Raw genomic sequence first — 20,155 nt, forward strand, 5'->3', positions numbered from 1 at the left:
CTTTTAAGTGTTATTCAAGGCTCGAGTTAGGTAGCTTGTGGACGATAAGCCTAGAGTGCGTCGGCCAGTTGCTCATTGCAGCCATCGTGTCCGAGCTGGAAGCACTTAGCACACCCACTACACCGCCCGTCAGGAAAACACCACAGCGTGCACCGCTACCTCCCGAATTGCCATGTACCGATATCCGACACGACCCCGAGAATGCGTACTGCGCGTGTGGCAGTGAGCTGCGCCGGATCGGCGAACAGGTCAGCGATAAGCTAGACTATACGCCCGGTGTGTTTACCGTCGAACGTCACATCCGCGGCAAGTGGGCATGCGATGAGTGCGAGGCACTGACCCAGTCACCGATGCGAGCCCAGGTGATCGACAAGGGGATCCTCACGTCGGGGCTGCTGGCCCAGGTAATGATCGCCAAGAACTCTGACCCTCTGCCGCTGTAACGGCTGTCGTAGATCTTTGCCCGCGGCGCCGGCGTGGAAATCCCACGCTCAACACTGGCCGAATGTATCGGCATCTGCGGGGTGCGGCTGCAGCCGCTGATCGATGCCTTGCGCGAGGCCCTGCTCACCGAGCCGATACTGCATGCTGATAAAACACTGGTACCGATGCTGGTGCCCGGCAAGAAGGAGACGCAGAAAGCCTACCTCTGGGCCTATGCCACGACACTCAGGGTCGCAACAACTGGCTATTTGCCGGATCACTGCGAAGCGGCCAGCGTGCCGCCAATATCATGAGCCTGATTCAGTGCGCCAAGCTGAACGAACAATAACCACATGCTTGCCTGAAAGACGTGCTGGCTCGATTGCCGACGCATAAGGCCAGCCAGATCCATGAACTTAAGCCTCAGCACTGGCAACTGGGCAACTGATCACCCGAACAGAGTGATCCCAGAACGCTTACCCATAAATACTCAGCCGCCCCCTTTGGCAAGCCAAGCGCCATATAAGGCTTGCTATCGGAACACATACCTTTTGAACCAATGTCTTAGGTCACTACTTCAATAGATCGGATCTACCGAGATGCATTCGCAAATCTCTAGGCCAGCAGGTCTTCTATCAGTCTTTGCGTAAGCATGGCCTCCTCACCGCAAACCAAGGGCTTCCTCCCATTTCCCAGAGCATCCAGGTAATCCTCTATCAGTCTACGGTGAGCGTCGTGTGGGAAATCCATGGGATTGGAATTGCTACCAGTGCCAGCCTCAGCATGAAGCTCTTCCTGGTCTCCAGAAAGGTAATTGACCTGCAAGCTACTGCCGATGATTCGCGCGGTTCCCTTACTGCCGAGGATCTCGATACTTTCTGGCAGACCGGGATAAAAGGCCGTCGTCGCCATCATCGTCGCAGGAGCGCTATCGGCGATTCGCAGAAGAGCGGCCACACAATCTTCTGTTTCCATATCATGCAGTGCCGTAGTGCCGGAATGACTGGCCACCACTTTCACCGGGCCGACCAAGGAGCGGAAGAGATCCAGCGTATGAATGGCTTGCGTCATGAGGACACCGCCACCGTCACGAGCACGGGTGCCACGACCGGGTTCGTCATAGTATTCTTGTGCACGCCACCAGGGCAGCATCATGGAGGCGGACTGGATGCTGCCAAGCTCGCCTTTTTCCAGGATCTGAGCAAGCCTTAATGAACTTTGACGAAAGCGATGCTGAAGTACGACACCTAGCGACACACCGGCACGCGACGCCCCTTGTACGATGCGCTGCGCCCGCTCTAGGGAAACGTCGAGTGGTTTCTCAATCAGGACATTCTTGCCGTGAGCGTATGCTAGCTCGCAGATCTCCAAGTGAGTATGCGGAGGCGTCAATATCAAAACGACATCCACGGCGGGATCACCGATTGCCGCCTGCATGTCCGTGCTTACAGGTAAGGAATACTTTTGAGAAAATTGCTGAGCACGCTTCTCGCTGCGTGTCACCGCATAAAGCACTTCAACCCGATCCGATAAGTCAAGCAAACTCTTGACATGTGGCTCTACCGCGAGACCTAAACCAATGATGGCAAAAGTTGTCCGACCCATATTCACTTCCTCATTCCGAAGAACTCGAGAATCGCCTCCGCCTGCCCATCCAGCATCCGCCTGCCTGGCTGAACGGAGCATCCTTTAGCGGCACAGGCTTCAAGCAGGGGCGACATGGCCGGCTTGAGGATTACATCCACTACCAGCGTCTGCGGAGATATCCTCGTCGGATCGACAGGATAAGGATCGTCCGTCTTCATCCCTAGCGGTGTACAATTGACCACCACATCGAAGCCTGCAGGGTCCACATCGCCCTTGCCGACAGCAAGACTCTCATGTGACGCATTAAGACTATCGGCCAGTCGAGACAAACGTGTGTCGTCCGTATCATGAAGGTGGATGGAAGCGATACCGGCGTCGGCAAACGCATGAGCCACCGCGCTGCCCGCCCCGCCGGCGCCGACGAGAAGGACCCGGGCACCGTCAAGCTCGTAACCCGCGTTCTGCAGTCCGATGACGCAACCACGGCCATCGAAATTATCGGCTACCCAGCGTCCGTCGGGCTCACAACGGATCGCATTCACAGCGCCAACACGGCGGCCGTTCTCCACCACCTCATCGACAAGGCCAAGCACGTCCATTTTGTGAGGTACAGTCACCACGATGCCATCGAGGTTGCGCATATGGCGAAGCCCATCGAACAGGCTGTCCAACCCCTCACTCGCAACATGAAGAGGGATCAGAACCGCCTTGATGCCGAGCTCCCGAAAAGCCGCATTGAAAATAAGTGGTGAACCTACTTGATGAATCGGGTCGCCAATAATCACATAGACCCGCGTATCCCCCGAAATTGGCAATGGGAGGCCAGGCACACCGTCATGTAAGGTGCTCATAAATGTTCCCTCTCGGCGTTGTCGTGATTCCTGCGAATCATTTCGATTTTCTGGATTTGTCAAGAAACTCGCCAACCCGCTTCTTACGCTCTTGGGTGTCCAGCACGACCGACGCTAAGAGACGCTCGATACGCATGGATTGGCGCAGATGTCCTTCACTGGCCTCACGCAGGACTTCCCGTGAAAAGCGAATGGCTTCAGGGCTACGCTCGGCGATAGCGCTAGCGATATTGATGCTCTCTTCAATTACCTCCCGAGAAGGAACGGAACGCGCTGCAATGCCAAGCTGACATGCCTCATCCCCAAAAACCACACGCCCCGTCAGTATCATGTCGGCGGCGATCGCTTTACCCGCCAGTTGGATAATGCGCTGTGTTCCACCCTGGCCAGCTATCACTCCGATTCCGGTTTCGGGAAGAGAGAGACGCGCGTCATCGGCGCAAATCATAAGATCGCATGTCAGTGCCAATTCGAACCCGCCCCCTACGGCGTGTCCACGTACAGCGGCGATCATAGGCTTGCGAGCCGCAGCGATTCGGTCGAATTCATCGAGCCAATCATCGAGAATCGCTTCGGACGCGGTCATGCGATCGACCTCGTGCAGGTCGGCTCCTACTGAGAAGTGCGTATCAGTACCGGCCAGAACGATGGCCCGAACGGCCTTATCCTCTTCGCCTTCTATAACAGCTTCAAGAAGCCCCCCAATTAGGTCTTGGGACAGAGGGTTGCCACGACGAGGCGAACCTGTCATTCGAATCAATCGCACCGCACCGATCGTACTGATTTCCAGTCGCTCATTCATTGCACGAAGCACTCCGCGTTCATTGGGACCGGGGAATTGATTACGGGCCGAAACTCCATGGCTGCAAGAATGTCCTTTTCAATGTCCACACCGGGGGCGTACTCGATCAACTCAATGCCGTCATCGACGAGGCGAAAGACAGCCCGCTCGGTAATGTACAGCACTTCCTGACCACGACGACGTGCTTCGGGACCGGAAAATGTCAGCGCCGAGACATGGTTCACAAGTTTACGAACCTCGCCTCGCCGATGGATACGAAGCCCACCATCTACCACTTCCATGTCGACGCCCTTGGCGTCGAACCCCCCGCAGAACACCACCTTCCTGGCATTCTGAGTAATGTCGATGAAGCCCCCTGGCCCTATGATGCGACCATTCATATGACTGACATTGACGTTTCCCTCCGCGTCCATTTCCGCCATGCCGAGGAAGGCGATGTCGAGCCCGCCTCCATGGTAAAAGTCGAACTGGTCCATCGTGGAAACGATCGCCAGCGGATCAGCGGCCATGCCGAAAAGATCACCGGTTTCCATAACGCCACCATGTATCCCCTGCTCAATGGTGGTCCAGTAGTTATTGCCTGTACCCCGCTCGGAAATGACGCCGGCGACGCCGGCCGACATACCGAAGCCGAAGTTGACGGTAGCGGCGGGAACCAATTCTTCGGCCGCACGTAAAGCGACGACACGACGCAGGCCACGCCCTATGTCGATGGACGGCGCTGTTGGAGAGTCCTTACCAAGACCGGCCAACGCCATCTCATAGCCACCACGATATGTCTGGTTCTGGTGCGGACAGAGATAGAGATAATTGACCAAAACACCGGGTATAGAAATATCACGCGCGGACAAGCGGCCGGCCGGCACCTGTTCTCGCACCTGGGCCATAACACGGCCACCCGAATTGTGAGCCGCAAGCGCTACAGCATAGACGTCCAGATCGGCGGGCTCTTGATAGGTAGAAATATTGCCGTAAACATCGGCTTCCGTTCCACGGATAAGGCCGATATCTATTGGGAACGGCTTGTAACGTAGAAAGTCCTCGCCATCGATATTGATAACCTCAACAAGATCATCAATCGCCGCCTTGTTTACTTTTCCGCCCTCTAATCGAGGATCGACGAACGTTCCCAACCCTGTACGGGTAATCAAACCCGGCCGCCCTGCCCCAATTTCCCTAAGCAACAAACTGATGACACCACTCGGTAAAGAGTAAGCCTCAATTGCGTTATTCGCTGCCAAGTCCTGCATCCCGGCAGACCACGTCCAATGGCCACCGATGACGCGACGCACGAGCCCCTCATGGGCAAAGCGATTGGTACCGCGTTGGCCTCGATCGCCAAGACCCAGCGCATGAACAAGCGTCAAATCTCGCGGGTGCCCTGTTTCCAGAAAGGATTTCTCGATTTCGGCGAATATCTCATCCGCCTCAACCAATCCCCCGCCAGACCCGCTGACGGCAATGGTGGATCCATCAGGTATCTGGCTGGCAATATCCTTTGCTTGTAATATTTCCGGCTTCATTTAATCACCTAAAATAATAAGGAAGTGTTGTAATAATTTCAGGTACAAAAATAAATAGCGTTATTGTCAAGAGAAGCGCAGCAAAAAACGGCAACGTTGCCCAGAAAACGCGTTCTATCGACAAATTAGCCACCATTGCTACGCCATATAGCGCCACGCCCACCGGGGGTGTTATAAGTCCTATTACACATACAATGGAAAATAGCACCCCTAAATGCAAGGGATCTATCCCGGCCGTAGTAATCAGAGGCATAATGGCAGGCACTACCATCAAGATAATAGGAGTCGCATCCAAAAACATTCCTAGGAATAAAACGACCAGCAATATAAGGATAATAATCAAGGTCGGATCCTGGACAAGTCCCGTAACCAGGCCAGCAAGTGACGCCGGAAGCTGCTCGCGCGTAATCACCCATGTATCGAGGCCAGAAATAGCCACTATAAAAAGAAGTACGCCTACCGAGGTAGCAGCGGCGACCACCTCTTTAAATAGCTCTGCAAAATGTAAAGTTCGATAAATAAAACCAAGCAACATTACATATACGACGGCAACGACACCAGCTTCCGTCGCTGTAAAAACGCCACCAAAGATCCCTCCAATAATAATGACAGGGGTAAACAAAACGAAAATAGCATCCTTGAAACTTTTCCATAGGCGCGGCCATGTGGGAGGCCTTCCTTTTGGATAGTCCCTACGGCTACTTAAAACCCCAACAGCGATCATTAAACCAGCAGCGATGAAAAGCCCCGGGAGGATACCCCCGAGAAACATGGCGCCTATAGAGACATTGGCAGTAGCACCATATACAATCATTATAATAGACGGGGGAATAATCGGTGAAAGCGTTGCTGACGATAGCGTAACAGCAGCAGCAAAATTAGGGTCATAGCCGCGTTCCCGCATCGCCTTGACGGTCATCGTGCCAACCCCTACCGCATCAGCGGCTGCGGAGCCTGACATCGCCGAGAAAATGATACTGGCAACTACTGAAACGTAGCCTAGGCCACCTCGAACATGGCCAATCAACGCGTCGGCAAAATTGAAGATGCGTTCGGTTGCTCCGATGATGTTCATGATCCTGCCAGCCAGGAGGAACATGGGCACTGCTAAAAGTATAGAATTATTGACAGTACCTATCATACGCTGAGGAGCGATACCGAGAGGGAAGCCCTTCAAACTGAGATAAGCGAGCGCAGGTGCGCCAAGGGCGAAGAAAATCGGAGCACGCAACAACAACAACACAAACGCGCTCAAAAGCAGCAATAGCATCATTACTCCGCCTCCTGAGTGGCTAACGTTTCCTTATCGCCCGCTATTGCAACCCAACGACGAGGTAGTAACATCAATGTGTGGAATGCCATCAAGGCTACGCCAATGGGCATGGCGATCGTTTGGATAGCGACGGGAATGTTCAAGACGGGTAGCTTCTGGATTGATCCGAAAATAGCAGAGTTAAAGCTGATCCATGCCAATGTGGCGAGAAAAATAATGACCAGAAAATCAATCAACACCTCCAGAAATTTTTGAATTGTAAACGGAAGCTTATCGAATACTATGCTAACCAGGAAATGCTGCCCCACATACACACCCCGCGCAGAACCGATAAATATTAACCAAACGAACAGAATACGCGAAAGTTCATCAGTGTAATCTAGCGGCACATTAATAAAAAACCTAAAAATCACTTGAAGAAAAAGATTGCCGACTATCAGCATCAGTATGATAAACAGGGCCACTTCTTCAAGTTTCACAATATTGTTTTCGATTTTTATTAATGCACTAACCATACCAGGCCCCTCGCTTTATAGAATGGCCAATGCTGAAGCTAAGGCATTGGCCAGTCTAGATCATCTAGCTCACTCGACGTTTCGAATACGCTCGACCAAGTCGGCACCGTATTCTTCTTCATACTTCTCGATAACAGGCTGAACTTTATTTCGAAACGCCTCGCGATCAGGCTCCTCTATGATGGTGACTCCCTGGTCTCGCAACGCGTCAAGGTCGTTCTCGAAGTTCGACGCGAACATATCCCACTGTGCTTCGGTTACCTCGCGGAATATCTCATCAAATTCCTTTCGCTGGTCATCCGTAAGCCCTTCCATTGCTTGCTTATTAGCTAAAACAGGCTTATATAGGAAAAAATGCCCGGTGAGAGAGAGATGAGGCGCCTGTTCCCAGAACTTCATATTGCGATAACCTGATGTATCGTTCTCAGCGGCATCCACTGTGCCGTTGGCTAAAGCGCTATAGACTTCACCGTAAGGCATGCCCGTCGCCTGCGCGCCAAGCTCGTTGAAAGTGTCAAGGTATACCGGGCTCCCTATAACACGAACCTTCAGTCCATCCAGGTCCTCAGGAGTATTTACATCGGTCTCACGAGTGAATACATGGCGCTGCCCGGCGCTCCACCAACCCAGCACTTCCACACCAGCCTCTTGCTCAACCCTCTCGGCAATTTCATCCCCTATCTCGCTCTGACCGACTGCTCGCGGATGGTCGTTCTGATCACGGAACAGAAAGGGAATATCGAAAACACCCACGCTGGGCGCAAATGCTGAAAGCGCAGAAGACGCTACAGTCGTCATCGTGAGTGCGCCCATCCGCACCTGCTCTATCGCATCTTTTTCCGACCCTATCTGACCTTGAGGAAACACGGTTAGCGAGATGCCGGTTTCGCTATCTTTCAATCGTTCGGCGAGTTGGGCAAATGCCTCGTGGGATGGTTCACCCGGCGGGTTTACGTGTCCGGCGGTTAGCTCCGTTGCGAATGCATGCGGAGCGGCGAATGTCACGAACATGCTTAATGCTGCGGTCAGTTGCTGACGGTTCATGTGACGACTCCTAGCTGTTGGCCCCACTCATCGTTGGGCTCATTGTTAGTTACTTGAACGTTCTACAGGAACGTTCTACTATGGATAGCATAGGTACCCTATCGATGCAAATGACTCGGCCGGTGGGCTGAGAAAAACAATCTAGACGCATAGGAGCTAGGCAATGGCCAGCACTGCCGATGACCGCTATCTAGCGGTGCAAGAGATGGTGAGGGAATTCGCTGATGGCGAGATACGCCCCAAGGCTAATGCGCTTGACGAAAGCGAAGCCTTCCCCGAAACCCTCTACGGCCAGATGGCGGAACTCGGTTTATTCGGTATCACGGTTCCCGAGGAGTACGGCGGCCTCGGGGCCGATTGCCGCACCTACGCCATCGTCATGGAAGAGTTGTCGCGAGGCTACTCCTCCGTAGCCGACCAATGCGGCCTGATCGAACTTCTGGGTTCACTTCTGACGGCCCACGGCTCGGCCGTGCAGCGTGAGCGCTATCTCAAGCCGTTGCTGCGATTCGAACGCCGCTGTGCATATGCCCTCACCGAAGCTGGAGCAGGCTCGGATGTATCAGGCATCCGCACCACGGCCGTACCTGACGGTGACGGCTGGCGTCTGACTGGCGAGAAATTATGGATTCACAACGCCCCCGTCTGCGATTTCGCGGCCATATTGGCGAGGACCGACCCAGAAGCCGGCAAGCGAGGCATGAGCATTTTCCTAGTGGATACCAACCAGGCGGGCGTCACCAAAGGCCCCAAGGAACACAAAATGGGGCAACGCGCTTCCCAGGTCGGGGCGCTTACGTTCGATGACGTCAGGCTTCCCCCCGAAGCCCTGCTTGGGGAAGCGGGGCGTGGCTTCCACATGATGATGAGTGTGTTGGATAAGGGACGCGTTGGAATCAGCTCCCTTGCGGTGGGGATTCTCCAGGCGGCTCTGGAAGCTTCTATCGAGTATGCCGGCATACGAAACCAGTTCGGACAGCCGATCAGCGAATTCCAGGGCGTACAGTGGATGCTAGCCGATATGGCGAAAGCCACACATGCCGGGCGCCTGCTGGTACGCGATGCTGCCACCAAGCTGGATAGCGGAGAAAGAGCGACGATGGAGTGCTCGATGGCGAAATGCTTCGCCGGGGATGCGGCGGTTGAACATACCGCTAACGCCGTTCAGATACACGGAGGTATGGGTTACATCCGTGGAGTCGAAGTAGAACGTCTCTATCGAGATGCAAAGATCACTCAAATTTACGAAGGCACCAATCAAATCCAACGAATGATCATTGCACGTCAACTGCTTTCACATTAAGGGACCGTATGAATAACCCACAGAAATTAACTGCCTTGGTAACAGGTGCTGCTAGGGGCATCGGGCGTGGTTGTGCTGAAGCGCTGGCTTCACAAGGCTTCAACCTAATCGTCAATGATTTGGCAATGTCGGAAGACCTGGAAAAAACGATTGCCGCAGTAGAAGCCCATGGACAGAAGGCCATCCCGGTCACAGGCGACATAGCAGATGTAGCCTTGCACAAAGAGATCGTAGATAAGGCATGGGATGGTTTCGGAGGAATAAACTGTCTCATCAATAATGCTGGCATCTCTGTACCACAGCGTGACGACTTGCTAAAGGTTACGCCTGAAAGTTTTGACAAGCTCATTAATGTCAACCTGCGCGGCACATTCTTCCTGACTCAGGAAGTTGCCAAACGTATGTTGGATATGCATGACCAGCAATACAACTCGATCATAACTGTATCGTCAGCCAATAGCCATGCGGCCTCCCCCGATAGAGGTGAGTACTGTATCTCTAAAAGCGGCCTCTCGATGATGACGAAGCTCTTTGCAATAAGGCTGGCCGAACAGGGAATCAAGGTATACGAAGTCCGCCCGGGAGTAATTCGCACCAATATGACGGGCGTCGCTAAAGAGCGCTATGACCGCCTATTCTCCCAAGGATTTACTCCTATCAACCGCTGGGGAGAGGCAAGTGAAGTCGGCAAAGTCATCGCCACGCTCGCCTCCAATTCACTTCCCTATACCACTGGCGAAACCATCCATGTCGATGGCGGATTACACATACCGAGGTTTTAATGCAAGAACGCGAACTCAAACCCGGCACTTACTGGCATGACGATCTCAATACGGGAGACTACTTCGTAACCGACGGCTTAATCGTCACTGAAAGCCATATTGTCAATTTTGCGGGGTTATCGGGCGATTTCTTCAGTCTCCATATGGATGATGAATTCGCGCGTGAGCAGGGCTTTCCAGGCCGAGTTGCACATGGTCTACTCGTGCTTTCTCTGGTAGACGGTCTTAAAAATCGCGCCCCTGTGAAATTGATGGCAGTTGCCTCTCTCGGATGGAACTGGAGTTTCAGCAACCCCGTCGTTGCCGGTGACCGTATCCAAGCGAAAGTCTCTGTCGAAGAAAAGCGCTTGACCAGTAAACGCGACCGAGGCGTGATAAAGCTCCTTTTCACGGTTTATAACCAGCATAAAGAAACCGTACAAGAAGGAACAAACCAATTGTTGTCTCGCGTTCGCGCTGACACGTAAAAGCCATTAAGGATTATTACCATGGCCGAGATCAAGCTTCCGAACAGTGACAGACAACTCGAAACATTCCGCATTCCGGAACCCGCTACTTGGGAGACCGCGCAACCAGGTACTCCCTTATCCCGGATAGGCATTTCTGCCGCACACGTCGTTGTCGATCCCTTCAGTTATGATTCGTCTGGAATCGATTGGGAGGCGACCCTGGCTTATCGCCATTACCTATGGGATCTAGGCTTGGGCGTAGCTGAAGCTATGGATACGGCACAACGTGGCATGGACCTCGATTGGTCAGGTGCCCGTGAACTCATTAGACATACCCTGAAGGAAGCGAGTAGCCGCCCGGATGCGATAGTGTTTTCCGGCGTGGGAACCGACCATCTAGCGCCTTCAGGCGCCAGCTTGGACAGGGTAATCGAAGCCTATCGTGAGCAGACTGCCGCCGTTCAAGCCTTGGGGGGGCGTGTCATCTTAATGGCAAGCCGCGCCCTGGCCAACGTAGCTCGCGACCCTGCGGATTACGCTTATGTTTACGAGCAGGTCTTAAAGGACCTGGACGAGCCGGCAATCCTGCACTGGCTAGGCCCGATGTTCGACCCGGCACTAGAAGGGTATTGGGGAAGCAGCGACATCGAAACCGCCATGAGCGCCTGCCTTGATATTATTTCGTCTAACGCTCACAAGATCGATGGTATCAAGGTATCCCTTCTCGACAAGGAGCTTGAGATATCGATGAGGCGGAGGCTCCCTGGGGGCGTCAAAATGTATTCCGGAGATGATTTCAACTACCCGGACTTGATTGCCGGAGACGATCAGGGCGAAAGCCATGCTCTGCTGGGCATTTTCGATCCCATAGCACCGGCGGCTTCCGCCGCACTGCTTGCCCTGACGCACGGCGACGAAGCGAAGTACCATGCGATTCTCGATCCCACAGTTGCGCTCTCCCGGCGCATATTCGAAGCGCCCACTCGTTTCTACAAGACCGGCGTCGTGTTACTTGCCTACCTTAACGGGCATCAAGAGCACTTTGCCATGCTGGGCGGACAACAAGGGGCTCGCTCCATGCTCCACTTGGCAGATGTATTCCGCCTTGCAGCAGGCGCGGGGCTCTTGCGCGATCCAGAGCTCGCTTGCCAACGTATGAAAATCCTGCTTGCGCCGTACGGGATAACAAATCGATGATCGATCTAGCACTTAATACGGCAACCACCCGCCGTCAATGGGGCCTTCGCGAAGCGGTGGAGGGATGCAAGCGGCATGGCCTCTCGTCTATTGTTCCCTGGCGCGACCAAGTGCTGGAATTAGGCCTTGAGACGTCAGCGCAATTGCTGCGCAATTCAGGGCTTGGGGTAACCGGTTATTGCCGCGGCGGCATGTTTCCAGCGAATAACGAGGCAGGACGTCGAGACGCCATCGAAGAAAATCGGCGCGTGATAGACGAAGCCTTCGCTATAGGCTCGCCCTTGGTAGTGCTGGTATGTGGCGGTTTACCCGAAGGCAGCAAAGACCTATCCGGCGCTAGAGAGATGGTTATCGATGGAATTCATTCCATTATGGATCACGCCCGGTCAGCGAATATCAAACTCGCCATAGAGCCCCTCCATCCGATGCAAGCCGCAGACCGTTCATGCATCAATACTCTCGCTCAGGCTAACGAAATTTGCGACCTACTAGAGCCCTCCGGTTCGTCTACGTTAGGAATAGCAATGGACGTCTACCATGTCTGGTGGGATCCAGATCTAACAAGACAGCTTCATCGGGCGGGAGCCTCAAGACTCATTGGTTTCCACCTATGTGACTGGCTTGTGTCGACACGACACCTTGTCACGGATCGCGGAATGATGGGCGATGGCATCATCGATCTGGAAAGCATCGCCTTGACCATGTCTGAAGCTGGGTTCAAGGGTATACCCGAGGTGGAAATATTCTCTGAATATTGGTGGTCTCAACCAGCGGATGAAGTTTTACATACTGCGAAAGAGCGTGCATACTCTGTGCTTAATAAGCTATCTCGCTGATTAAATAGAGAAATGTATATGGCACATGACAAAGAAACGGATAAGTCGGTTTCTACCCAGCCTCCTCGCCGCGTGACTCTTGTAGACGTTGCAAAAAAGGTTGGCGTATCGACATCCACCGTTTCCCTTGTTTTGCGCGATAGCCCAACGATTCCCGAGCGAACGCGAAAGCGAGTTCTCGAGGCAGCAGATCAGCTTGGGTACGTATATAATAGGCGTGCAGCAGGTTTACGCTCTGCCCAAAGTGGCATAGTTGGCGTCGTTGTTAATGACTTGACGAACCCTTATTTCGCCGAGATCGTAGCTAGCATTCAAGAATCGATGACTATGCATGGTCGTGTCGTGGTCTTGTCCAATACAGCGGAATCGACTGAGCGACAAAAGAAGTTTGTCGATACCATGCGTGAATATAATGTCGATGGAATAGTAATTTGCCCTGCGGAAAACACAACCCCTGATTTAATACAGAAGATACAGGCATGGCGTAAACCTTGCATCCTGTTTTCAAGAAACATACCGAGTATCGAAGCAGACTATGTTGCAGGTGATAACCGTGGCGGCATGTATAAGGTAACACAACATTTAATAGAGCTTGGACACCGCCGTATTGCCATGATCGGTGTCAATGATAGAACATCCACTGGGCGCGACCGTCGAGACGGCTATCTAGACGGGCTAGCTAATGCGGGGATATCAGTTGAAAAAGAACTGATGGTAACTTGTCCTGCCACTCGCGCAGACGGCATGGAAGCCATCTCGAATGTTTTGGATAAAGAGAATCCACCGACAGCCGCTGTTTGTTTCAATGATATCGTTGCATTTGGCGTGATGCTTGGGTTACGAGCACGTCAACTTGAACCAGGTCGAGACTTCTCCGTAACAGGATTTGACGATATAGCGGAGTCCAGGCTTTGGCGGCCGGCCCTTACCTCCGTAGCAATATCCCGCTCGCAAATTGGGGACGAAGTCGTCTCGCTTCTCCTTCGGAGGCTTAGAGAACCAGACTCCCCCTATGAGCATAGCTCTATTAATACTGAGCTTGTGGTTCGGGATTCGACTTCCGCTCTAACAACAAACTAATCCACTGAATTGAGGGAGCTCAATGACGAGTGTGCTACCATTATTCGTAGGAGAAACCGCTACTTTCTCAAAATCGATTTCCGAACGGGATATTGAGCTTTTTGCTAATATAAGCGGCGACCATGACCCGATACATATCGATAACGACTACGCAAGAGAAACCATTTTTGGTGGTAAGATCGCTCACGGCATATTATCGATGGCTATCTTGTCAACCGTCGCTGCCATTATTAGCGAGCGAGCAAAAGAGAGGGGGTACACAGGGGTTTCGGTCTCTTTAGGCTACGATAAAGTGCGGTTTCTAAAACCCGTTTTTCCTGACGACACGTTAACCGCCACATATACGATTTCCGAGCTCGATCATGCTAAATCGCGCTCTTACTCAATAGCTGAAATCACAAATCAGAAAAGAGAGTTATGCGTTCACTCTGTCCATATAATGAAGTGGAATTGAGCTCAGCTTAACTTCCTCTGTTTCTTGATCGGATCTCTTCGCGGTCATCGGGGTCGATATGCCTTGCCGAAACCCTTGCGATCTCGCTGGGGACCCGGCACGAGCGAGACTCGACACCGCCTGACGACCAGTAACGCACATATTTAGCCCACTGAAATCACATCCTGGTATGTTGCATGGCTAGCCTTCCCTGCCTGCTTTTCGATTCAGATGGCACTCTGGTCGACAGCGAAATACTGCTTGCTGACGTCCTCGGTGAGGTACTACCCCAGTTCGACCTTCCCTTTACCGCAACCCAGTATCTCAAGGAATTTCGTGGGGTACGTCTTCTCATGATTATCGAGGCCTTGGCCCTGCGTCATGAGGTTCATCTAGGTGACCAATACACGATCCTGGAGGCCACTATGCGGGAACGCATGGAGCAACGCATGCGCGCCGAGCTTCACCCTATCGACGGCATGCGAGAAGCGCTCCAGGCTTTGCCTGAGTATCTGAAGGCCGTCGTCTCTAACGGTCCCGAAAGAAAAATTCTGTGTGCTATAGGAATCAGCAGCCTAGCCCCGTTTTTGATGACCGTCTATTCAGCGCTTACACGCTTGGCGTTTGGAAGCCCGACCCCGCGCTTTATAGGCAGGCCGGCAAGGCGATGGGATTGGCATCTAATGAGTGCGTGGCTATTGATGATGCTGTGGTGGGTTGTAGCAGGTCTCGAAGCTAGTGTGCATGTGGTGCATCTCAATCGCTTCCCCGATGAGGAAACCACCCCTGAAGGCGCAATCGCCATTCACCACCCCAGCGAGCTTCTATCCGCCATTGACCAGCTACGCGTTTAGGCTGGATTGGGCACTGTTACGATCTGGTGCCGCGTAGCTTACCCTTCTATCCTGCACTACTTGCGATTGTGTTTTAAATCCGCGCCACCTCACAATCAGGAAACAAGGGCGCAGGCCGGCTAACCCCATAACCCTGAGCATAATCCACGCCCATGGCCCGTAGTCGCTGAATGATCTCATCGCTCTCAGCAAACTCAGCGACGGTGCGGATGCCCATGAGATGGCCGATCCGGTTGATGGTCTCCGTCATCGCGCGATCGATGCCATCCTTATCGATGTTACGTACAAAGCCACCATCAATCTTGAGATAATCCACCGGCAGGCTTTTCAGGTAGCCAAAGGAGCTTGTACCTGTGCCGAAATCATCAAGCGCAAACAAGAAGCCCAGCGTCTTGCATCCCTTGTAAAATTCCGCTGCCGCTTGCAAATTGTCGATCGCCGCCGTCTCAGTAATCTCGAAGCATATGGCATGCTCGGGGATCCGATGCTGCTCAGCCTGCTGCCGTATGAATTCAAAGAGCCCTCCTTCGTTGAGGGATGTCCCTGAAAGGTTGATGGCGCAGGTAAGCGGAAGCTCGTGCGCAGCACTCAACGTATGATAGCCGGAGAAGACCTTGGCTATGACCCAACGATCCAGTTTAGGCATCAAACCATATCGCTCAGCGGCGGGAATGAAGCTGTTGGGAATGATCAAAATTGAACACGCCGCTTCCCACGGCCTCTTCCTGCTCGGTAATTAGGGTAATAAGAGCGCAGTAGTAATGCTCTACGCTTGTCACGTGGACATTATCACGCTCGACGGCCAGGTTCCGGTTGTTGTCGATCGGCAACCCGCCGTCTAGCAAAACGCATTCAAGCCTGAGGTGGGGCCTAGCTACGCAGCTGTTTACTGCAATAGACAGAGGCATTAGCCAGCGATTCATCCGGAGTCAGGGTCACATCGTTAGCCCCTGTGTATGGCCAATCGGCTATAATCGTGGAGGTGTTCGGCTGGGAAACCAACATATTCTTCCCATCCTGATGTTCAATTTTGCCGTTGGCATATTTTATCTTATGAATGGCTTTTGTCGTATTCCAATCGTAGCAATATAACCCCATTCCATTATCTTCGAACCGGAAGGTGACCGCATACGGCCCCATGGTACCCGACCAGGTGCCTACCATACCCTCAGGGATCGGCTCCGGAATTACCGCGCTAAAATTATTATCCATCATATCATTCATCGGCATTGCGCATCCGCCCAAGATTGCAGCGGCGATACAGCCCACAGCCACCCGAATTACACCATTCACAATAACGACTCTCTTCAGTAATTGAAGGCAACAGCCTAACAAATAAATACCGGCCCGACGAATCCTCTCTATACATGGAGAGATCACTCTGAGCGCAGCTTGAATCGTCCCGGGCATCTCCGGAATCCCTCAGGCTTTGAAAAGCCGTCAGGCTCTACCCAGTGACAACTCGTTCTTAAGGGTAACAGCAATGCAGCTTGCAGCGTAGTGAGACACTCATATCCAGGATGCAGACCTAGGATAGCTACTTCGTTCGTCAAAATATCGTCGGCCACTGCTTGACTTCTGATTGATCCATATTAAAAATATGGATCAGGTGCAAACTACCCTGATTGCACTTCTAGCCCCCTGTATAGGTGAGCTTGTCGAATATGACGCTTCATGCGTATTCACAAGTCACGCCCCGCAACTCTGTTCCACGAGCGCCCCTCTCTGGCTTAACCGCCATAATCGTAGCCTTCTGTCGATAACTCGCTGGACTATGAACGCTCATGTGTAACTTAAATTCATCTCCTTCATGTGAACCTAGTTATACGAGACGAACTGTCGATTGCTGTTCTGGCATTCCGATGCCTGGCGTGACTGTTTCTTGCTTCTGGCCCGCCATTTATTGGCGCGTACTGACAGCCGATTTTTCGGCTTCCGAAACACCGCATTCCTTTCCTTAGGGAAATCCAGTCAGTTTCTTCAGGAGCCAGAAGCGTGATTACATGCACCCTCTCCCCGGTCATCCGTTACTAAACCTGTGCCCGAGGCTGCACGTGCACCTAAAAGCTTCTTGTCAGCTCTCGTCATACCCTAAATACTGGTGCAGAGTTGTAGCCCTGAGGCCTTCGAGGCCCGAATGATCTCTTAGATTGGTGCCCACGATTGCTGGGTAAGATCAATACGCTATTTCATATCATGAAAAAGGACACAGGAATAAATTGAGCCCCTTATCAGCACGCTCTAGGTAGGACTTTTAGTCGCTATTCAAGGTAGTTAGCGCGCTAAACTCATGACAGCCCACTCAAACCGCCAAGGAGAGGCATATGGCGCTTACGCTTCCGGCCACCCAACAAAATGATCGCCCCTTGCTGGGAATCGGCTGCATGCTAGCGGCGGGCTTGCTGTTCACGCTGTTGGATACCTGCGCTAAGCTATTGGCTCAGGAGCATTCACCTGTTCAGGTCGTCTGGGCTCGCTATGTCGGTCATATGCTGGTGCTGATCGGCTACATGCTGTGGCAGGGTCTGCCGCGTGCCCGTGAATTACTTCACACTGGCTCGCTGGCCGGTCAAACCCTACGTGGCCTACTGCTGTTTGTAGCCAGTTGCTTCGCCTACATGGCCTTTCGCGAACTGCCGCTACTTCAGGTCTATGTTATCAACTTCAGCTCGCCCCTGCTGGTGACATTGTTGGCCATCCCCTTATTGGGGGAGCGGGTCACGCTCGCCCGCGGCGCGGCGGTCCTGACGGGGTTCGCAGGAGTGATTATTGCTATCGGCCCGTTCGACTGGCGCACCCAGCCCGCCATTCTTCTGCCGTTCGGCATGACATTGTGCTTCGCCCTGTACCAGCTATGCACCCGCCGCTTTGGCCGCGCCGATCATCCTCTCACCTCGCTATTCTATGCGGGCCTGGCCGGTGCCATCGTCAGCAGCCTGATCGTACCCTGGTTCTGGTCTCCGGTTGGCGTGAGCGAAATACCTTTATTTCTCGGCGTGGGGCTGCTTGGTGCCGTCAGCCAGCTAGGTCTTATCCTGTCGATGCGCTTTGCACCGGCCTCTCTGGTATCCCCATTCCTATACTTGCAGATCGTCTGGGCAAGCCTGTTTGGCTACCTAGTCTTTGCAGATGTCCCGCGGCAGGAAACGTACATGGGGGCTCTATTGATTGTGGGTGCGGGTATTTTCTTGGCAACGCGTCGGCATACTAGCTGACCCCCAAGCGGCGCCTGCTCTGGGTCTAGGCCCACTCGATGAAATGATTACGTCAATGTGAGCCTGGCCATGACAGCGCACTTTTCTTGGTCTTTACCCTGGGGCTGTTCATCAATGGGCCTATTCGCGTTAGCCATTCGCTATCGCCGTACCCCAGCGCGATTGACGTGGTTGCATCATAGCATGCCCACGAGCTCCTCTGGACCCCGGTCCGGTGGCGACGCATTATCCGACTCGATCACTTGATGGCAGTCCGGCGCGCCCGCCATCAGCACGGACGCGCCGTCACACGAGCTCAGGCTATGCTGCTCAGAACTCTTCCCACGCCTCAGTTTCACCAGACTGACGAGAGATCTGATGTGCGGCCGGCCTGGTAGATTTTCCCTGCCGTGCGGCTGAACTTGCCGAAGCCGAGTGGATGATGTTGATTACACTCGCTGGAAGCTTGCTGACACTGTGCCGGCTGGACAGCTTGAAGACCGCAACGACGTCCTCCAGACGGTTGGCCTGCTCCTCCAGCGAGGCTGAGGCCACCGAGGCTTGCTGAACCAGCGCCGCATTCTGCTGCGTCACCTGATCCATCTGACCTATTGCCTGGGAGACCTGTTCGATCCCCTCGCTCTGCCCCTGAGAGGCCACGGAAATTTCGGTCATGATGTCGGTGACCCGGCGAACCGCGGTGACCACCTCATCCATGGTCTGGCCTGCCTGCTCAACCAGAGTAGATCCCTGCTGGACTTGTGCCACCGAGCCCTCGATGAGTGTCTTGATCTCCTGGGCGGCGTCGGCACTGCGGCTGGCCAGGTTGCGGACCTCGCTGGCCACCACCGCAAAGCCACGGCCCTGCTCGCCGGCACGGGCCGCCTCGACGGACGCGTTGAGCGCAAGGATATTGGTCTGGAAGGCGATCGAGTCGATGACGCTGATGATTTCCGCCACCTGCCTGGAACTACCGGCAATGCCATGCATGGTCTTGACGACACGATCCACCACGTCGCCGCCGCGCTCTGCGGTGCTCGAAGCCTCCTGCGCCAACTCGCGGGCCTGCCTGGCGTTATCAACGCTCATCGGCTGAAGGTGGGCGAACCTGAATCCCGGCAAGGGGAATAATGCCGAGTCTTTGATCCAGGTCAGGCCCACAGCTTTTAGCGACCAACGGCGCGATCTCGAAAGGATGGGTATGTTTGTTCGCTTTTGATGGGTATGTTTGTTCGCTTTTGCCAGTTCCACGGCTTATTAGAGGAGGTCGAGCTACCCGCCTTTGCGTTGAAAAAGGGCGTCAGTACGCTCCGCACAGCCGTTGCCAACCCAGACTTGGCCGACCACACCTGGCGCTCGCTGGTAGGGCAAGCCAACCCGAGTCAAATCAACCAGCAGTATGCGCTTGCCTTCGCACTCGGCTATTACGCGGGGCTTCGAGCCTCCAAAGTATGTCAGCTGACCCTCGCAGACGTTCGGATCGAGCAAAAGATGGCGAGGACTGGCCAATCCAGCATCATCGCTACGCGCTGGGGGCAACCTCGGCTAGTACAGCCAGCATATTGCCGGCTTGCTATTGCTAGAGTTATTAGAGAGAGCAAGACATCAGCAGCCAGACGGCGGGTGCCGCTGCATCTATTGGCGCCACCCGACGTGACTGAACGCATGTCGCTATGGTGGGATACCCGGCGAGCGGTAGCCTACAGAACCTCGCTTCGGGAGGTCGCCTTGTTTGTACCACTCTTCAGCGCAAGGGCCTACACCCCAAAGGGATAGATTGCCTCATTAATCGGCTGGCTGCGAGAACGCTGGGGGACGTCGATCGATTTCCATGCGCTTCGCCATGCGGCCGTGTCGTGGTTACAGCTGCGGATACACGAGGCAGAATATCCGACATTTCGAGACAGGCTGGCACACCGGCATCACTGGAAGCTCGGGGACGCTCCATTAGCGGCACTTTTTTAGTATCTGAGTAGCGCAGAAGGTGGGCATAGCATCCAGCGCGGGGC

18 protein-coding genes and 3 pseudogenes are annotated in these 20,155 nt (G+C 53.7%); 11 read left to right on the forward strand and 10 right to left on the reverse strand.

The genetic code is table 11. The features are described 5' to 3' along the window. Positions 1-74: 74 nt before the first annotated feature. Positions 75-668 (forward strand): annotated as a pseudogene (locus tag JH15_RS18155) (IS66 family transposase); the annotation flags it as partial. A 5-nt stretch (positions 669-673) separates the two neighbouring features. Continuing rightward, positions 674-871, forward strand: a pseudogene (locus JH15_RS18720) (transposase domain-containing protein); the annotation flags it as partial. A gap of 167 nt (positions 872-1,038) precedes the next feature. Here the strand turns inward: JH15_RS18720 and JH15_RS15610 are convergent. The 7 genes from JH15_RS15610 to JH15_RS15640 form a co-directional block, all read right to left on the reverse strand. Next, positions 1,039-2,028, reverse strand: a complete 990-nt coding sequence (locus JH15_RS15610; protein ID WP_043532029.1) for a Gfo/Idh/MocA family protein — start codon at positions 2,026-2,028, stop codon at positions 1,039-1,041. A gap of 2 nt (positions 2,029-2,030) precedes the next feature. Then, complete coding sequence (locus tag JH15_RS15615; RefSeq protein WP_043532031.1) at positions 2,031-2,861, reverse strand: shikimate dehydrogenase family protein; 831 nt, start codon at positions 2,859-2,861, stop codon at positions 2,031-2,033. 37 nt (positions 2,862-2,898) lie between these two features. Further along, positions 2,899-3,663, reverse strand: a complete 765-nt coding sequence (locus tag JH15_RS15620; protein ID WP_043532033.1) for an enoyl-CoA hydratase/isomerase family protein — start codon at positions 3,661-3,663, stop codon at positions 2,899-2,901. Next, on the reverse strand, positions 3,660-5,186 hold the full coding sequence (locus JH15_RS15625; protein WP_043532035.1) for an acyl CoA:acetate/3-ketoacid CoA transferase: 1,527 nt from the start codon (positions 5,184-5,186) through the stop codon (positions 3,660-3,662). Before JH15_RS15625 ends, JH15_RS15620 begins: the two co-directional genes overlap by 4 nt. Before the next feature lie 4 nt (positions 5,187-5,190). Next, positions 5,191-6,459, reverse strand: a complete 1,269-nt coding sequence (locus JH15_RS15630) for a TRAP transporter large permease (protein ID WP_052384174.1) — start codon at positions 6,457-6,459, stop codon at positions 5,191-5,193. Next, positions 6,459-6,974 (reverse strand): TRAP transporter small permease, encoded by a 516-nt coding sequence (locus JH15_RS15635; RefSeq protein ID WP_052384175.1) that lies wholly within the window; start codon positions 6,972-6,974, stop codon positions 6,459-6,461. The genes JH15_RS15630 and JH15_RS15635 overlap by 1 nt, the downstream gene beginning before the upstream one ends. Before the next feature lie 69 nt (positions 6,975-7,043). Next, positions 7,044-8,018 carry a TRAP transporter substrate-binding protein gene (locus tag JH15_RS15640; protein WP_043532037.1) on the reverse strand — a complete coding sequence of 325 codons (975 nt, stop codon included), beginning with the start codon at positions 8,016-8,018 and terminating at the stop codon, positions 7,044-7,046. Between the two features lie 163 nt (positions 8,019-8,181). Here JH15_RS15640 and JH15_RS15645 point away from each other — a divergent pair, with 163 nt between their 5' ends. From JH15_RS15645 to JH15_RS18695, 8 genes are all read left to right on the forward strand, one after another. Next, entirely contained in the window at positions 8,182-9,321 is a 1,140-nt protein-coding gene (locus tag JH15_RS15645) for an acyl-CoA dehydrogenase family protein (RefSeq protein ID WP_043532038.1), read from the forward strand. An 8-nt stretch (positions 9,322-9,329) separates the two neighbouring features. Next, positions 9,330-10,103, forward strand: coding sequence for a 3-ketoacyl-ACP reductase (locus JH15_RS15650; protein ID WP_043532040.1), 774 nt, complete (start codon positions 9,330-9,332; stop codon positions 10,101-10,103). Then, positions 10,103-10,570, forward strand: coding sequence for a MaoC family dehydratase (locus JH15_RS15655; RefSeq protein WP_043532042.1), 468 nt, complete (start codon positions 10,103-10,105; stop codon positions 10,568-10,570). The genes JH15_RS15650 and JH15_RS15655 overlap by 1 nt, the downstream gene beginning before the upstream one ends. A 21-nt stretch (positions 10,571-10,591) precedes the next feature. Beyond that, positions 10,592-11,749: a dihydrodipicolinate synthase family protein gene (locus JH15_RS15660; protein WP_043532045.1), complete on the forward strand. Its 1,158-nt coding sequence runs from the start codon at positions 10,592-10,594 to the stop codon at positions 11,747-11,749. After that, on the forward strand, positions 11,746-12,585 hold the full coding sequence (locus JH15_RS15665) for a sugar phosphate isomerase/epimerase family protein (protein WP_043532047.1): 840 nt from the start codon (positions 11,746-11,748) through the stop codon (positions 12,583-12,585). The genes JH15_RS15660 and JH15_RS15665 overlap by 4 nt, the downstream gene beginning before the upstream one ends. An 18-nt stretch (positions 12,586-12,603) precedes the next feature. Then, positions 12,604-13,665 (forward strand): LacI family DNA-binding transcriptional regulator, encoded by a 1,062-nt coding sequence (locus tag JH15_RS17910; protein ID WP_081949076.1) that lies wholly within the window; start codon positions 12,604-12,606, stop codon positions 13,663-13,665. 22 nt (positions 13,666-13,687) lie between these two features. Continuing rightward, on the forward strand, positions 13,688-14,119 hold the full coding sequence (locus JH15_RS15670) for a MaoC family dehydratase (protein WP_043532049.1): 432 nt from the start codon (positions 13,688-13,690) through the stop codon (positions 14,117-14,119). A 176-nt stretch (positions 14,120-14,295) separates the two neighbouring features. Continuing rightward, positions 14,296-14,952: an HAD hydrolase-like protein gene (locus JH15_RS18695; RefSeq protein WP_422730569.1), complete on the forward strand. Its 657-nt coding sequence runs from the start codon at positions 14,296-14,298 to the stop codon at positions 14,950-14,952. 73 nt (positions 14,953-15,025) lie between these two features. On the opposite strand, the gene JH15_RS15680 is transcribed toward JH15_RS18695, so the two are convergent. Both JH15_RS15680 and JH15_RS17615 read right to left on the reverse strand, forming a co-directional pair. Next, complete coding sequence (locus JH15_RS15680) at positions 15,026-15,646, reverse strand: EAL domain-containing protein (protein WP_043532051.1); 621 nt, start codon at positions 15,644-15,646, stop codon at positions 15,026-15,028. 176 nt (positions 15,647-15,822) lie between these two features. Beyond that, positions 15,823-16,362: a J517_1871 family lipoprotein gene (locus JH15_RS17615; protein WP_052384176.1), complete on the reverse strand. Its 540-nt coding sequence runs from the start codon at positions 16,360-16,362 to the stop codon at positions 15,823-15,825. Positions 16,363-17,276: 914 nt separating this feature from the next. Between JH15_RS17615 and JH15_RS15690 the strand changes: the two genes are divergently transcribed. After that, a complete protein-coding gene (locus JH15_RS15690) occupies positions 17,277-18,167 on the forward strand; it encodes a DMT family transporter (RefSeq protein WP_043532053.1) in 891 nt (296 codons plus the stop codon). A gap of 309 nt (positions 18,168-18,476) precedes the next feature. On the opposite strand, the pseudogene JH15_RS15695 reads toward JH15_RS15690, so the two are convergent. Next, positions 18,477-19,232 (reverse strand): annotated as a pseudogene (locus JH15_RS15695) (methyl-accepting chemotaxis protein); the annotation flags it as partial. Positions 19,233-20,155: the final 923 nt, after the last annotated feature.

It is taken from the genome of Litchfieldella xinjiangensis, assembly GCF_000759345.1.
Lineage (GTDB): Bacteria > Pseudomonadota > Gammaproteobacteria > Pseudomonadales > Halomonadaceae > Litchfieldella_A > Litchfieldella_A xinjiangensis.

Bases quoted from the DNA above. Each gene is read 5' to 3' on its own strand.
- JH15_RS15610 (WP_043532029.1), bottom strand. From the start codon at position 2,028: ATGGGTCGGACAACTTTTGCCATCATTGGTTTAGGTCTCGCGGTAGAG.
- JH15_RS15615 (WP_043532031.1), bottom strand. From the start codon at position 2,861: ATGAGCACCTTACATGACGGTGTGCCTGGCCTCCCATTGCCAATTTCG.
- JH15_RS15620 (WP_043532033.1), bottom strand. From the start codon at position 3,663: ATGAATGAGCGACTGGAAATCAGTACGATCGGTGCGGTGCGATTGATT.
- JH15_RS15625 (WP_043532035.1), bottom strand. From the start codon at position 5,186: ATGAAGCCGGAAATATTACAAGCAAAGGATATTGCCAGCCAGATACCT.
- JH15_RS15630 (WP_052384174.1), bottom strand. From the start codon at position 6,459: ATGATGCTATTGCTGCTTTTGAGCGCGTTTGTGTTGTTGTTGTTGCGT.
- JH15_RS15635 (WP_052384175.1), bottom strand. From the start codon at position 6,974: ATGGTTAGTGCATTAATAAAAATCGAAAACAATATTGTGAAACTTGAA.
- JH15_RS15640 (WP_043532037.1), bottom strand. From the start codon at position 8,018: ATGAACCGTCAGCAACTGACCGCAGCATTAAGCATGTTCGTGACATTC.
- JH15_RS15645 (WP_043532038.1), top strand. From the start codon at position 8,182: ATGGCCAGCACTGCCGATGACCGCTATCTAGCGGTGCAAGAGATGGTG.
- JH15_RS15650 (WP_043532040.1), top strand. From the start codon at position 9,330: ATGAATAACCCACAGAAATTAACTGCCTTGGTAACAGGTGCTGCTAGG.
- JH15_RS15655 (WP_043532042.1), top strand. From the start codon at position 10,103: ATGCAAGAACGCGAACTCAAACCCGGCACTTACTGGCATGACGATCTC.
- JH15_RS15660 (WP_043532045.1), top strand. From the start codon at position 10,592: ATGGCCGAGATCAAGCTTCCGAACAGTGACAGACAACTCGAAACATTC.
- JH15_RS15665 (WP_043532047.1), top strand. From the start codon at position 11,746: ATGATCGATCTAGCACTTAATACGGCAACCACCCGCCGTCAATGGGGC.
- JH15_RS17910 (WP_081949076.1), top strand. From the start codon at position 12,604: ATGGCACATGACAAAGAAACGGATAAGTCGGTTTCTACCCAGCCTCCT.
- JH15_RS15670 (WP_043532049.1), top strand. From the start codon at position 13,688: ATGACGAGTGTGCTACCATTATTCGTAGGAGAAACCGCTACTTTCTCA.
- JH15_RS18695 (WP_422730569.1), top strand. From the start codon at position 14,296: ATGGCTAGCCTTCCCTGCCTGCTTTTCGATTCAGATGGCACTCTGGTC.
- JH15_RS17615 (WP_052384176.1), bottom strand. From the start codon at position 16,362: ATGCCCGGGACGATTCAAGCTGCGCTCAGAGTGATCTCTCCATGTATA.
- JH15_RS15690 (WP_043532053.1), top strand. From the start codon at position 17,277: ATGGCGCTTACGCTTCCGGCCACCCAACAAAATGATCGCCCCTTGCTG.